Consider the following 13,953-nt stretch of genomic DNA (forward strand, 5'->3'; position numbering starts at 1 on the left):
AACCGCCTGAGCATGGGGAATGGCTTTACAAATATTTGGAAGATATGTTACAATGGGCTGGACGCAAAATGCGTGCATATGAGAACACAGCAGAGGACGGATAGCATGATAGATCAGAGTAAAATTCGAAATTTTTGTATTATCGCACATATTGATCACGGAAAATCGACGCTGGCGGACCGCATCATTGAGATGACAGGCCTTCTGACCAGCCGGGAGATGCAGGCGCAGGTGCTTGACAACATGGAGCTGGAGCGCGAGCGCGGGATTACGATCAAGGCGCAGGCGGTGCGCATTATTTACAGGGCGAAGGATGGGGAGGAGTATATTTTCAACCTCATCGACACTCCGGGACATGTGGATTTTAATTATGAGGTTTCCCGCAGTCTGGCGGCGTGCGACGGCGCGATCCTGGTGGTGGACGCGGCGCAGGGCATCGAGGCGCAAACGCTTGCGAATGTGTATCTTGCGCTCGATCACGACCTGGATGTGATGCCGGTCATCAATAAGATCGACCTTCCGAGCGCCGATCCGGAGCGTGTGATCAATGAGATCGAGGACGTCATCGGCATTGAAGCGCATGATGCGCCCTTAATTTCCGCGAAGGTCGGCACCAATGTGGAACAGGTGCTGGAGCAGATCGTGGAAAAGATCCCGGCGCCGGAAGGAGATCCGGCAGCGCCGCTGCAGGCGTTGATCTTTGATTCCATTTACGATTCCTATAAAGGCGTGATCGTGTTCTGCCGCATCAAGGAGGGCAGCGTGAAAAAGGGGACGCCGATCACTATGATGGCGACGGGTGCGAAGGCGGAGGTCGTCGAGGTCGGCTATTTTGGAGCCGGGCAGTTTATTCCCTGCGATGAGCTTTCCGCCGGAATGGTCGGCTATCTCACGGCAAGCCTCAAGAATGTGAAGGACACGCGGGTGGGCGATACCATCACAGGTACGGAGCGCCCGTGCGCGCAGCCGCTTCCGGGCTATAAAAAGGTAAACCCGATGGTTTACTGCGGCATGTACCCGGCGGACGGCGCAAAGTATCCTGATCTGCGCGACGCGCTGGAAAAGCTTCAGCTCAACGACGCTTCCCTGCAGTTTGAGCCGGAGACGTCGATCGCGCTCGGCTTTGGCTTTCGCTGCGGTTTTCTGGGGCTTTTGCATCTGGAGATCATCCAGGAGCGCCTGGAGCGCGAGTACAATCTGGACCTTGTGACGACGGCGCCGGGCGTTATCTATAAAGTGCACAAGACGAACGGCGATGTGATCGAGCTGACGAATCCGGCGAATCTGCCAGATCCGTCGGAGATCGAGTACATGGAGGAGCCGATCGTCAGCGCGGAGATTATGGTGACGACAGAATTTATCGGTGCGATCATGCAGCTTTGCGAGGAGCGGCGCGGTTCCTATCTCGGCATGGAATATATGGAAGAGACGCGCGCGCTTTTAAAATACGATCTGCCGCTCAATGAGATCATCTACGATTTCTTTGACGCGCTGAAATCGCGCTCCCGCGGCTATGCGTCGTTCGATTATGAGATGAAGGGCTACGAGCGCTCTGAGCTGGTGAAGCTGGATATCCTGGTGAACCGCGAGGAGGTGGATGCGCTGTCGTTCATCGTACACGCGGGTACGGCTTACGAGCGCGGCAGAAAGATGTGCGAAAAGCTGAAGGAGGAAATCCCGCGGCAGCTTTTTGAAATTCCGATCCAGGCGGCGATCGGAAGCAAGATCATCGCCCGCGAGACGGTAAAGGCGATGCGCAAGGATGTGCTTGCAAAGTGCTACGGCGGCGATATCACCCGAAAGAAAAAGCTTCTGGAAAAGCAGAAGGAAGGTAAGAAGCGGATGCGCCAGGTGGGAAATGTGGAGATCCCGCAGAAGGCATTCATGAGCGTGCTGAAGCTGGATGATAAATAAATAGGAGAGATTTATGAGACCACTGCAGATTTATATTCATATTCCGTTCTGCGTAAGGAAATGTGCTTATTGCGATTTCCTGTCTTTTGCGGCGGAGGAGGAGACGAAGCGCGCGTATATCCGTATGCTGCTTCGGGAAATAGAAGCGTGGGAGGACCGCGGGGATGCTTGCATCTCCACGGTCTTTTTTGGCGGCGGAACGCCCTCCGTGCTGCCGGCGGAGGATATCGCGGCGGTGCTGGCGGCGCTTGAAAAGAAATTTCCGTTTGAAGAGAAGACGGAGATCACGGTGGAATGCAATCCGGGCACGCTGACGGCGGACAAGCTGAAAAGCTACCGGCAGGCAGGGATCAACCGCCTCAGCATCGGGCTTCAGTCGGCGCAGGAGGCGGAGCTTAAACTGCTTGGCAGGATCCATACCTGGGAGGAATTTCTGGAGAGCTACCGGCTTTCAAGAGCTGCGGGATTTCAGAATATCAACGTTGATCTGATGTCGGCGCTTCCGGGGCAGTCGCGGGAGACATGGCGCGATACGCTGGAAAAAGTGTTTGCCCTGTCGCCGGAGCATATTTCCGTCTACAGCCTGATCATTGAGGAGGGAACGCCGTTTTACGAGCGTTACCAGGCGGACGCGCTGCGCCGGGAGCGCGGAGATGCCTGCGAAATATTGCCGTCCGAGGAGGAGGAGCGCGCGATGTATCATCTGACGGAGAAGCTGCTTTCGGAGAGAGGCTACGCGCGCTATGAGATATCAAACTACGCGCTGCCGGGCTTTGCCTGCCGCCACAACTGCGGCTACTGGGAGCGCCGGGAGTATAAGGGCTTCGGCCTTGGTGCGGCATCACTGGTGGATCATACACGCTTTTCCAATACATCAGATATGCGGAAATATCTGGCGGGACGCTGGACGGGGGCAGCACCGCAGCATCTGACGCGCGAAGAAGAGATCGAGGAGACGATGTTCCTTGGGCTTCGTCTGCGCGAGGGCGTGTCCTTTGCGCGTTTCCGTGAAAGCTTTGGAGTGGAAATGGAAGAAATATATGGGGAGATTTTGCAAAAAGCAGAGCAACAGGGACTGCTCGTGTGCACAAAAGAGGCAGTGCGCCTCACGGAATACGGGACGGATATCAGCAACTATGTTTTAGCGGAGTTTCTATTATAAGAACACAGAGTAAAAAGAATATTGTAGAATGGAAAAAAGTGTGGTATGATGAGGTCTGATAGTTTTACTGCCGCTGTATTTAGAGAGCAGTCTGTCAGAATTTATATGAGCGGGGAATGATTATGCGACACGAATTTAGAAAAATTGAGCCGAAATGGCAGAAAAAATGGGATGAAGCAGGGATTTTTCATGCAGTAGATAATGGAGACAAGCCGAAATTCTACGGACTGGTAGAATTTCCTTACCCGAGCGGAGCGGGAATGCATGTGGGACACATCAAAGCGTATTCCAGCCTTGAGGTGATTTCCAGAAAGCGCCGCATGGAGGGATACAACGTACTGTTTCCCATCGGCTTTGACGCATTTGGTCTGCCGACGGAGAATTACGCGATCAAGACGGGACAGCATCCGCGGAAGATCACGGATGAAAATATTGTAAAATTCACGAACCAGTTAAAGAAGGTTGGCTTTTCCTTCGACTGGGATCGTGTGATCGATACGACGGAGGAAGATTACTACAAATGGACGCAGTGGATCTTCCTGAAAATGTTTGAGAACGGACTGGTGTTCCGCGATACGGCGCTGGTAAATTACTGCCCGTCCTGCAAGGTTGTGCTTTCCAACGAGGACAGCCAGGGCGGAAAATGCGATATCTGCCACAGCGATATCGTTCAGAAATCAAAGACAGTATGGTATCTGCGGATCACAGAGTATGCAGACAAGCTTCTGGAAGGACTGGATACGGTGGATTACCTTCCGAATATCCGCCAGCAGCAGGTGAACTGGATCGGAAAATCGACCGGCGCTTTTGTGGATTTCAGGCTTTCCGGCAAGGACGACAGCTTCCAGATCTACACGACGCGTCCGGATACGCTTTTCGGCGTTACCTTTATGGTTATCGCGCCGGAGCATCCGCTGATCGATAAATATGCGTCCGAGATCAAAAATATGGACGCGATCCAGGCATATCGCGAGGAGTGCGCGAAAAAAACGGAATTTGAGCGCACGCAGCTCGTGAAGGATAAGACCGGTGTGCGTATTGAGGGCATTGCGGCTTCTCATCCGCTCACAGGAAAGGATATTCCAATCTACATCGCCGATTATGTTATGATGGGCTATGGTACCGGCGCAATCATGGCGGTACCGGCGCACGACGACCGCGACTATGAATTTGCGAAGAAGTTTGGTATTGATATTATCCAGGTCATTGAGGGCGGCAATATCGAGGAGGCTGCCTATGCCGGAGACGGTAAGATGATCAATTCTGAATTCCTCAACGGCTACACCAACAAAAAGGATTCCATCGCCCGCATGATCGAGGAGCTGGAAAAGCTCGGCGTTGGAAAGGCTGGCGTGCAGTATAAGATGAAGGACTGGGCGTTCAACCGCCAGAGATACTGGGGCGAGCCGATCCCGATCGTACACTGCCCGCACTGCGGCGTGGTTCCGGTTCCCTATGAGGAGTTGCCGCTGCGTCTGCCGAAGGTAGAGAACTTCGAGCCGGGGCAGGAGGGCGAATCTCCGCTGGCGCGTATTGATTCCTTTGTAAACTGCAAGTGTCCGAAGTGCGGCGGCGACGCAAAGCGCGAGACTGATACGATGCCGCAGTGGGCGGGTTCCTCCTGGTACTTCCTGCGCTACATCGATCCGCACAACAATGATGCGCTTGCGGATATGGAAAAGCTGAAATACTGGATGCCGGTCGACTGGTACAACGGCGGTATGGAGCATGTCACCAGACATATGATCTACTCCCGTTTCTGGCACCATTTCCTGTACGATATCGGCGCTGTCAACACGCCGGAGCCGTATGCAAAGCGCACGGCGCAGGGACTGATCCTCGGACCGGACGGCGATAAGATGAGCAAATCCAAGGGAAATGTGGTCGATCCGCTGGATGTGGTGGAGGAGTACGGCGCTGACGTACTGCGCACGTATGTGCTGTTCATGGGTGACTATGGCGCGGCAACGCCGTGGAGCGAAAATTCTGTGAAGGGCTGCAAACGCTTCCTGGAGCGTGTGGCTGCGCTTACCGACATGGTGTCGGGTGAGGGTGTGACGCCGGAGCTGGAGACGGCATTCCACAAGACCATCAAGAAGGTGTCAAACGATCTGGAGGAGACGAAGTTTAACACCGCGATCGCGGCGCTGATGGGATTGGTAAATGAAATTTATGCGAAAGGCTCCCTCACAAAGGATGAGCTTGTCACGCTGATCAAGCTGCTCTGCCCGATCGCTCCGCATATCTGCGAGGAAATCTGGGAAACGCTTGGCGGCGAAGGCTTCCTGTCGCTTGCGTCCTGGCCGCAGTACGAGGAGAGCAAGACCATCGACGCGATGGTGGAGGTCGGTGTACAGATTAACGGCAAGGTGCGCGGAGCGGTAGCGCTTCCGGCAGGCTGTGACAAGGACGAAGCAATCCGTCTGGTGCTCGCGGACGGCAAGATCCACTCCCTTGTGGACGGCAAGACCGTTGTGAAGGAAATCTACGTTCCGAATAAGATTGTCAATCTGGTTGTAAAATAGAAAGAATACAAACAGCAAGTGTTTGAGGCTGGCGTGAACAGTAATCAGACATCTTGTCCGGTATTTAAAAAAGAAAAGGCTGCGCCTGCTTAAATATCAGCGGGACGCAGCCTTTTTTGACTTTAAACGCTTATTTCTTCTTCCTTTTTGGGAAGATACAGATGTACCTGGTCGATCCGGTTTTTGTCGACCGCATCCACCACGAGACGGATGCCGTCCGCTGTGGTGACGGATTCGCCAACCGCAGGCAGATGGTCAAGTCCGCCAATAATCAGACCGCCGAGGGAATCGTAGTCCTCCGAGTGAAGCGACAGATGCAGCGCATCGTTGACGTCGTCGAGCTTCATAAAACCGGCGATCACATATTCGTTTTCGGAAATCTTTTTGATGAGATCTTCCTCATCCTTGTCGTATTCGTCGCGGATCTCGCCGACGATCTCCTCCAGCAGATCCTCCAGTGTAATAAGACCTGCCGTTGCGCCATATTCATCCAGCACGATGGTGAAGTTGATGGAAGCCTGGCGCATCTCATCCATTAATTCCGAAGTATTCTTATATTCATACGTGAAATATGGTTCACGCATCATGCCGCGCAGATCAAAGCTGTTCTCGTCACAGAAGATCAGATCCTTGATATTGAGCACACCAACGACATTATCGGTACTTTCCTCATAAACCGGCAGTCGGGTAAACTTTTCTTCGCGGAAAATATTCAGCACCTCGTGATAGGAGGCGTTGACATCAACGGAAACCATCTCCACCCGCGGGATCATAATATCCTTCGCCTGCGTGTCGCCGAAATCGAACACATTGTAGATCATCTGCTTTTCTTCCTGCTCAATGACGCCGTCCTCGTGGCTGACATCCACGTAGGTGCGCAGCTCATTTTCCGTCATGACGTCGCCTTTGGCATTGGGGTCGACCCCAAGAAGCCTGATAAGCAGATTAGAAAGCTGGTTCGTAATGAAAATAACCGGTGTAAGCACCTTTGTCAGTATGTAAATGATTCCGGCATCCGACAATGCAAGCTTTTCTGCATTGTGGGAAGCGTATGTTTTCGGGGAAATCTCACCGAAAATAAGAATCAGCAGCGTCAGTACGCCGCTTCCGATACTGACCGCCCAGCTTCCGAACAGACTGGTGACAAGGGTGGTAACCATAGAAGCTGCACCGATATTTACGATATTGTTGCCGATTAATATGGCGCTGAGCATCTTTCCCGGATTTTCCGTCACCTTTAAGAGGGTGGCGGCGCGTTTGTTTCCTTCATCCGCCAGAGTTTTGATTTTGATTTTGTTTACCGTGGTCAAAGCCGTTTCCGCTGAGGAAAAAAATGCGGAAAGGGCAATCAGCAGCACTATTACGCCTAGCTGTATGGCCTCGCCTGAGTCCAAAATGTCATCTCCTTTCGGTGCAGAGATCAAATACTGCACTTGTTTGATAATGATAGCGTATTTCTAAAAAAAAATCAAGGAAACAAGCACACTTTATATAAATTTTAGTATCTGTTTGCAGCTGCGCATCTGTCAGGAATACTTTCCGGGCCTGCCGCATATATTAACAACAGACAGGAGGGAGGAGAATTTATGCTTGCAGGATCAAATATCCGGGTCGTGGTGAAATCATTGATTATTTCCTATATTATTACGGGGATTCTGCTGCTGCTTACGGCGCTGCTGCTTTACAGGCTGGAACCGCAGCAGAGTATGGTTTCGGTGGGAATCCTCGTGATTTATGTACTCAGCAGTTTTTTAGGCGGGCTGCTGGCGGGAAAAGGGATAAGGAGCCGGAAATTTTTGTGGGGACTGGTGACGGGCACGCTTTATTTTATCATGCTGCTTGCGGCTTCCTGGATATCAGGCGGCATTGATGCGAAGGCGGCGGAAATTATCACAACGATGCTGCTTTGCCTTGGAGGAGGCATGCTTGGCGGAATGCTGGCATAGAAAAATGTTGCATTTTGAAAAACAACGTGCTATAATACCGCTATCTACATAATATCGTGTCAATTCCGACAGATACCCATTTTATAAATGTTAAAGTGCAGATGATGGATATTCGTATTTTTGTTAGATACGCAGAGTGAGAATAGAAAGGAAATTTTATGACGAGAGAACAGTATGAATCGCTCCCGGCAGTTCAGCTAAAGGAGATTGCCAGGGCAAGAGGACTAAAGGTAACTGGCGGTATGCGCAAGTCAGAGGTAGTGGAACTGATGCTTGCGGAGGACGAGAAAGACGGACAGAAGAACGCGGCGGATGCAAAAGCGGAGGAGCCGATCGCTGCCGCGGGGAAGGCAGAATCTTCTGCGGTGGAAATGAAAACGGAACGCCGTCCGGCAGAGGAAAAAACAGAAAATACAGCGGCGGAGGCCGGCGAGGCCGGAGAACGGTCGGACAAGCCGCCCGTGGATATCGCGCAGCTTGACAGCGGCATTGTTGTGCAGGGAATTCTGGAAGTGCTGCCGGATGGCTACGGTTTTATCCGCAGCAATCATTATCTTCCGGGGGAAAACGACGTTTATGTATCCCCGTCACAGATCCGCAGATTCGGGCTGAAAACGGGAGATATCCTGACCGGAAACACACGTATTAAGACGATGCAGGAGAAATTCAGCGCGCTTTTGTATCTGACGTCGATCAACGGCATGGCGCCGGGCGAGGCGTCAAAGCGCTACAACTTTGAAGATATGACGCCGATCTTCCCGAACGAGCGGCTGCGCCTAGAGCGCGGAAGCAGGGACGTGTCCATGCGTATCGTGGATCTCATTTCCCCGATCGGAAAAGGACAGCGCGGGATGATCGTGTCCCAGCCAAAAGCGGGAAAAACGACGCTATTAAAGGACGTCGCAAAATCAATCCTGAAAAATAATCCGGAGGTTCATCTGATCATCCTGCTGATCGACGAGCGCCCGGAGGAGGTTACAGATATCCGTGAGGCGATCGTTGGCGACAACGTGGAGGTGGTCTATTCGACCTTTGACGAACTGCCGGAGCATCATAAGCGCGTGTCCGAGATGGTTATTGAGCGCGCAAAGCGTCTGGTGGAGCACAAACGTGACGTGGTGATCCTTCTGGACAGCATCACGCGCCTTGCACGCGCGTACAACCTGGTCGTGCCGCCAAGCGGACGTACTCTGTCCGGCGGTCTTGACCCGGCGGCGCTGCATATGCCGAAGCGCTTCTTCGGTGCGGCGAGAAATATGCGCGAGGGCGGCAGCCTGACCGTGCTTGCAACGGCCCTTGTGGATACCGGAAGCAAGATGGACGATGTGGTCTATGAGGAATTTAAGGGCACCGGCAACATGGAGCTTGTTCTGGACCGCAAGCTCTCCGAAAAGCGTGTATTCCCGGCAATTGATATTCCGAAATCCAGCACGCGCAGGGAGGATCTGCTGCTTGACCACGAGGAGCAGGAGGCGGTGTACATTATGCGCCGGGCGTTAAATGGTATGAAATCTGATGAGGCGGTGGAGAATATTCTCAATTTGTTTGTGCGTACGCGGGATAACCGTGAATTTGTGCAGACAGTAAAGAAGCAAAAATTTATATAAGTACTTGCAAATAAAGTCGGAATGTGCTATAATCCAAGCATTGCTTAACTGAATTGTGAGGTGAAAATCATGAAAGAGGGAATCCATCCGGCATACCATCAGGCAACTGTTACCTGCAACTGTGGAAATACATTTACGACAGGCTCTACAAAGAAGGACATCCACGTAGAAATCTGCTCAAAGTGCCATTCGTTCTACACAGGACAGCAGAAGACAGCGGCTGCCCGCGGACGTATTGATAAGTTTAACAAGAAATACGGCATCAATGCATAATAGAAATGGTAACGGTAAGGTTGAGGTTGGACAAATCTCAACCTTTTTTGCTATGAAAGCCCGGTCGACATGCGTCAGCACGCAGCAATCGGGGCTTTCATTTGTGGGGAAAGAAGGTCCCGAATGGACTTTCGTTTTTAAGGAGGACAGTATGAAAGGTTCTGGAATTGGCGGACAGGCGGTCATGGAGGGCGTCATGATGAAAAACGGCGACCGTTATGCCGTGGCAGTACGCAAGCCCGATAAAGAGATTATCGTGAAAACGGAAGAATCTCCGGCATTTATCAAAGGGAAAAAGGTGCTGGAGCTTCCGTTTGTGCGCGGTGTGTTCAGCTTTGTGGATTCACTGGTGCTTGGCATGAAAACACTGACATACTCCGCCGGCTTTTTTGAGGATGAAGAGGAGGAAGAGCCGGAGAAGGAGCCGTCAAAGCTTGATAAAAAAATCGACAGCTTTTTAAACACAAAGAAGGGCATGGACATCCTGATGGGCATTACGGTGGCTATTTCCATGGTCTTTGCTGTAGCGGTATTTATGATCCTGCCGTATTTTCTGTCGCTGCTTCTTCAGAAGGTGACGGACAATACCAACATTATTGTTACCTGCGAGGGTATTCTGAAGATTGCGATCTTCCTGCTTTATATCAAGCTGATCTCAAATATGAAGGATATCCAGCGGGTGTTTATGTACCACGGCGCGGAGCATAAATGCATCAATTGTATCGAACACGGGATGGAGCTGAACGTGGAAAACGTGATGAAAAGCTCCAGGGAGCATAAGCGCTGCGGAACCAGCTTTTTGCTGATCGTCATGGTCGTCAGCGTGATCGTGCATATGTTTATCCGCGTGGAGTCGAGCGTGCTCGGCTTTGTGATCCGCATTCTGCTGCTGCCGGTGATCGCAGGTATTTCCTATGAGTTTATCCGCCTTGCCGGGAAATCGGAGAACAGGCTTGTAAATCTTTTGAGCAGGCCGGGCATGATGCTGCAGCACCAGACGACGCGCGAGCCGACGCCGGATATGGTGGAGGTGGCGATCGCTTCCGTGGAAGCAGTGTTCGACTGGAAGAAATTTTTAAATGAAAATTTTGGAACAAATTACGAAATTACAGAGAAAGAATACGTGTGCAAAGAGACGATCGTTCCGGGCACGGAGCGGACGGAGAAGGATAGCGCGCCGACAGAGAAGCAGGGCGTCGCTGCGGAGGGCGCGGCAGGATGAGAAATGCTGCGGAGGAAGCTGCGAAAGCCGGATGCCGGGACGCTGAGGAAGACATGCAGCAGGAGAAGGCGGAAAAACGTTCTTACTGCGGGCTGCTGCAGTGGGGGATCGGTGCGCTGAAGGCACAGGAAATCACGGAGGCGGCATCTGACGCCTGGATTCTGCTTGAGCACGTGACGGGCATCGACCGCACGCATTATTTTCTGAAAATGACAGAAAGCTGCCCGAAGGAAGCGGCAGAGAGCTACCGGGAGCTGATCGGGCGGCGGGCGCAGCATATGCCGGTGCAGTATCTTACCGGCGAGCAGGATTTTATGGGGTATTCTTTCCGCGTGAATGAGCAGGTGCTGATCCCGCGGCAGGATACGGAGCTGCTTGTCCTGGAGGCGGAGAAAAAAATCCGTCCGGGTGCGGCGGTGCTTGATATGTGCACCGGATCGGGCTGTATTATTATCAGTCTGGCAAAGCGATGCCGCATCAGTGCTTTTGCGGCGGATATTTCAGAGGGCGCGCTCGCGGTCGCGCAGGAGAATGCCGCCGCACTGCAGGCGGACGTAGCTTTTATTAAGAGCGATCTTTTTGAGGCGGTGGAAGGGAAATACGATTGTATTGTTTCCAATCCGCCCTACATTGCGAGCGGGGAAATTCCCCGGCTGATGCCGGAGGTGCGGGACTATGAGCCGATTACAGCGCTTGACGGGAGCGCGGACGGTCTTAGGTTTTACCGCAGAATTGCGGCCGATGCGAAAAAATTTTTAAAGCCGGGCGGCTGGGTTTTCTGTGAGATCGGGTTTGACCAGGGAAAGACAGTGCCGGAGATTTTTGAAAAGGAAGGCTATCAGGAGATAATAGTAAAAAAGGACCTGGCAGGTCTGCCGAGGGTAGTGACCGCCAGGCTGTGTTAATAGGAGGAAACCATGTTTGACAAGCTGGAGGATTTGTTGATCCGTTTTGAGGAATTGCTGAACGAATTAAATGAGCCAGGGGTGGCGGGCGACCCGGCTCGTTTCCAGAAGCTTATGAAGGAGCAGAGCAATCTGCAGCCGATCGTGGACGCGTACAAGGAATATAAAGCGTGTAAGCAGACTGTTGAGGACAGCCTGTCCATGCTGGAGGGCGAGTCCGACGAAGAAATGCGCGAGCTGTTAAAGGAAGAGTTAAATTCGGCAAAGGACAGGATCGCGGAACTGGAGAGGGAATTAAAGATCCTGCTGCTCCCGAAGGATCCGAACGATGATAAAAATGTTATCGTGGAGATCCGCGCGGGCGCGGGCGGAGACGAGGCTGCGCTGTTTGCGGCGGAGATGTACCGTCTTTATGTGAAATATGCCGAGAAGCGCCGCTGGAAGGTGGAGCTGCTGAATGCCGACGAGATCGGCATCGGCGGCATGAAAGAGGTCAACTTTATGATCACCGGGCAGGGCGCCTACTCCCGTCTGAAATACGAGAGCGGTGTTCACCGCGTGCAGCGTGTGCCGGAGACGGAATCCGGCGGCAGGATCCACACCTCGACGATCACTGTTGCGGTGATGCCGGAGGCGGAGGATGTGGACGTGGTAATCGACGAGAAGGATATCCGCATCGACGTTATGCGCGCTTCCGGAAACGGCGGACAGTGCGTCAACACGACGGACTCTGCGGTGCGCCTGACGCATTACCCGACCGGTATCGTGGTATACAGCCAGACGGAAAAGTCACAGCTTCAGAATAAGGCGAAGGCATTCGCGCTGCTGCGCGCAAAGTTGTATGATATCGAGCAGCAGAAGGCGCACGACGCGGAGGCGGAGCTGCGCCGCAGCCAGATCGGAACCGGGGACCGCTCTGAAAAAATCCGTACCTACAATTTCCCGCAGGGACGCGTGACGGATCACCGGATCAAGCTGACGCTCTACAAGATCGATTCTATCATGGACGGAGATATCGACGAGCTGCTGGACAGCCTGATCGCGGCCGATCAGGCGGCAAAGCTGTCGGCAATGAATGAAGAGTAAGCTTAGTAAAAGGAAGGATATTTTTCTGCGAAGGCAGTCGATAAGGACGCGGGCAGAAAAATATCCTTTTTGTATTTTCTAAAATAACACTTGCGTTTGTGTGACCGATGTGATATAATCAGTGACATAAAACTTCTGAATAGTCTGGTGCGTTCGCACACAATTCTCCGAGTTTTATAAATAAATGACAGAAAGGGTGGTTATTTGAAGTATGAAGATTTTGTCTGCATGATGCAGACGCAGATGCAGGAAAGGCTGGGGGAGAAGGTGCAGATACAGCTCCATCAGATTTTGAAAAATAATTCTGTGGTTCTGGACGCGCTTTCCATCAGTGAAGAGGGAAGCGGAATTGCACCGACGATCTATCTGAACGACTTTTATCGTGGATATCAGGAGGGGACACCGATTCCGGACATTGCCGATCAGATGGAGGCGCTTTACCGGAAAAGCAGGGTGACGGTTCCTTTTGACACGACTTTCTATGCAGATTTCGGAAAAGTGAAGCAGCATCTGGCGTGTCGTGTGATCAACCGGGAGAAAAACCGGGAGCTGCTGAAAACGGTACCTTATCGCATCTTTCTTGATCTTGCAATTGTGACATACTATTATTTCGAGGACAGCTGCCTTGGAACGGGCACGATCCTGGTGTACAGCAGCCACTGTAAAAACTGGGGAATTACTGAGGAAGAGCTGTTTGCCTGTGCGCGGGAAAACACCCTGCACATCCAGCCGGAGGAATTTTTAAGTATGGACGGCGTGCTGGAAAAGTTTCAGGGATGCGGGGAGGCGAAGGCGGAGACGGAGAACGTTTTGCCGATGTATGTGCTGACGAACAAAACAAATTATTTTGGGGCGGCAAGCCTGTTGTTTGATTCGGTACTGCAGGATATTGCGGACAAGCTGGAGGACGATTTCTGGATCCTTCCGAGCAGCATCCACGAATGTATCATTATCCCGGCGGAATCCGCAATGCCCAAAGAAGAGATGCAGGAGATGGTACGCGAGATCAACCGCAACGAGGTGGCCGCGGAGGATTTTCTTTCGGATGAAATCTACCGTTATCAGAGGGAATTTCATAAACTCAGCCTGTAGATTTCTGACGCCGGACTGTGCCGAAACGGAAAAAATAAAAAGTCAGGGATGCTTTCCTTGACTTTTTGTGCATTTTGTAGTATTGTATTCAAAGGTACTGATGCTCAGTACCGTGCACCTGTAGCTCAGGGGATAGAGCAGTGGTTTCCGGTACCACGTGTCGGGGGTTCGAATCCCTCCAGGTGCGTTTTAAATTTGCAAGGAAATTATAAGACGGAGGA

Annotated in this window: 11 protein-coding genes and 1 tRNA gene; 11 read left to right on the top strand and 1 reads right to left on the bottom strand. The window is 52.2% G+C overall.

Annotated elements, in window-relative coordinates:
- The first annotated feature begins 105 nt into the window (after positions 1 to 105).
- The 3 genes from lepA to leuS all read left to right on the top strand — a co-directional run bounded on the left by lepA (position 106) and on the right by leuS (position 5,601).
- Positions 106 to 1,914: a translation elongation factor 4 gene (gene lepA / locus ACLU9Q_RS09520; RefSeq protein ID WP_298512864.1), complete on the top strand. Its 1,809-nt coding sequence runs from the start codon at positions 106 to 108 to the stop codon at positions 1,912 to 1,914.
- A gap of 13 nt (positions 1,915 to 1,927) precedes the next feature.
- Complete coding sequence (hemW, locus tag ACLU9Q_RS09525; protein WP_298512867.1) at positions 1,928 to 3,076, top strand: radical SAM family heme chaperone HemW; 1,149 nt, start codon at positions 1,928 to 1,930, stop codon at positions 3,074 to 3,076.
- A 122-nt stretch (positions 3,077 to 3,198) separates the two neighbouring features.
- Positions 3,199 to 5,601: a leucine--tRNA ligase gene (gene leuS / locus ACLU9Q_RS09530; protein ID WP_298512870.1), complete on the top strand. Its 2,403-nt coding sequence runs from the start codon at positions 3,199 to 3,201 to the stop codon at positions 5,599 to 5,601.
- Positions 5,602 to 5,723: 122 nt separating this feature from the next.
- Here leuS and ACLU9Q_RS09535 read toward each other — a convergent pair whose 3' ends face one another.
- The gene (locus ACLU9Q_RS09535; RefSeq protein ID WP_298512873.1) at positions 5,724 to 6,995 is read right to left on the bottom strand and encodes an HlyC/CorC family transporter; all 1,272 of its coding nucleotides are present in this window, start codon (positions 6,993 to 6,995) and stop codon (positions 5,724 to 5,726) included.
- Between the two features lie 192 nt (positions 6,996 to 7,187).
- Here ACLU9Q_RS09535 and ACLU9Q_RS09540 point away from each other — a divergent pair, with 192 nt between their 5' ends.
- The 8 genes from ACLU9Q_RS09540 (at position 7,188) to ACLU9Q_RS09575 (ending at position 13,919) form a co-directional block, all read left to right on the top strand.
- Positions 7,188 to 7,547 (top strand): TIGR04086 family membrane protein, encoded by a 360-nt coding sequence (locus tag ACLU9Q_RS09540; RefSeq protein ID WP_298512876.1) that lies wholly within the window; start codon positions 7,188 to 7,190, stop codon positions 7,545 to 7,547.
- Between the two features lie 158 nt (positions 7,548 to 7,705).
- Positions 7,706 to 9,154, top strand: coding sequence for a transcription termination factor Rho (rho, locus tag ACLU9Q_RS09545; RefSeq protein ID WP_298512879.1), 1,449 nt, complete (start codon positions 7,706 to 7,708; stop codon positions 9,152 to 9,154).
- Between the two features lie 69 nt (positions 9,155 to 9,223).
- Positions 9,224 to 9,427, top strand: a complete 204-nt coding sequence (rpmE, locus tag ACLU9Q_RS09550) for a 50S ribosomal protein L31 (RefSeq protein WP_296835552.1) — start codon at positions 9,224 to 9,226, stop codon at positions 9,425 to 9,427.
- Between the two features lie 151 nt (positions 9,428 to 9,578).
- Positions 9,579 to 10,649: a DUF1385 domain-containing protein gene (locus ACLU9Q_RS09555; protein ID WP_298512883.1), complete on the top strand. Its 1,071-nt coding sequence runs from the start codon at positions 9,579 to 9,581 to the stop codon at positions 10,647 to 10,649.
- A 53-nt stretch (positions 10,650 to 10,702) separates the two neighbouring features.
- Positions 10,703 to 11,554 (top strand): peptide chain release factor N(5)-glutamine methyltransferase, encoded by an 852-nt coding sequence (prmC, locus tag ACLU9Q_RS09560; RefSeq protein ID WP_412625201.1) that lies wholly within the window; start codon positions 10,703 to 10,705, stop codon positions 11,552 to 11,554.
- 12 nt (positions 11,555 to 11,566) lie between these two features.
- Entirely contained in the window at positions 11,567 to 12,640 is a 1,074-nt protein-coding gene (gene prfA, locus ACLU9Q_RS09565) for a peptide chain release factor 1 (protein WP_296835544.1), read from the top strand.
- 204 nt (positions 12,641 to 12,844) lie between these two features.
- Positions 12,845 to 13,732 carry a DUF5688 family protein gene (locus ACLU9Q_RS09570; protein WP_296907198.1) on the top strand — a complete coding sequence of 296 codons (888 nt, stop codon included), beginning with the start codon at positions 12,845 to 12,847 and terminating at the stop codon, positions 13,730 to 13,732.
- Positions 13,733 to 13,846: 114 nt separating this feature from the next.
- Positions 13,847 to 13,919: transfer RNA gene (locus ACLU9Q_RS09575), tRNA-Arg, on the top strand.
- Positions 13,920 to 13,953 lie beyond the last annotated feature (34 nt).

This window comes from Marvinbryantia sp. (genome assembly GCF_047017445.1).
Taxonomy (GTDB): Bacteria; Bacillota; Clostridia; order Lachnospirales; family Lachnospiraceae; genus Marvinbryantia.

Bases quoted from the DNA above. Each gene is read 5' to 3' on its own strand.
- prfA (WP_296835544.1), top strand. From the start codon at position 11,567: ATGTTTGACAAGCTGGAGGATTTGTTGATCCGTTTTGAGGAATTGCTG.
- lepA (WP_298512864.1), top strand. From the start codon at position 106: ATGATAGATCAGAGTAAAATTCGAAATTTTTGTATTATCGCACATATT.
- rpmE (WP_296835552.1), top strand. From the start codon at position 9,224: ATGAAAGAGGGAATCCATCCGGCATACCATCAGGCAACTGTTACCTGC.
- prmC (WP_412625201.1), top strand. From the start codon at position 10,703: ATGCAGCAGGAGAAGGCGGAAAAACGTTCTTACTGCGGGCTGCTGCAG.
- rho (WP_298512879.1), top strand. From the start codon at position 7,706: ATGACGAGAGAACAGTATGAATCGCTCCCGGCAGTTCAGCTAAAGGAG.
- ACLU9Q_RS09555 (WP_298512883.1), top strand. From the start codon at position 9,579: ATGAAAGGTTCTGGAATTGGCGGACAGGCGGTCATGGAGGGCGTCATG.
- leuS (WP_298512870.1), top strand. From the start codon at position 3,199: ATGCGACACGAATTTAGAAAAATTGAGCCGAAATGGCAGAAAAAATGG.
- hemW (WP_298512867.1), top strand. From the start codon at position 1,928: ATGAGACCACTGCAGATTTATATTCATATTCCGTTCTGCGTAAGGAAA.
- ACLU9Q_RS09540 (WP_298512876.1), top strand. From the start codon at position 7,188: ATGCTTGCAGGATCAAATATCCGGGTCGTGGTGAAATCATTGATTATT.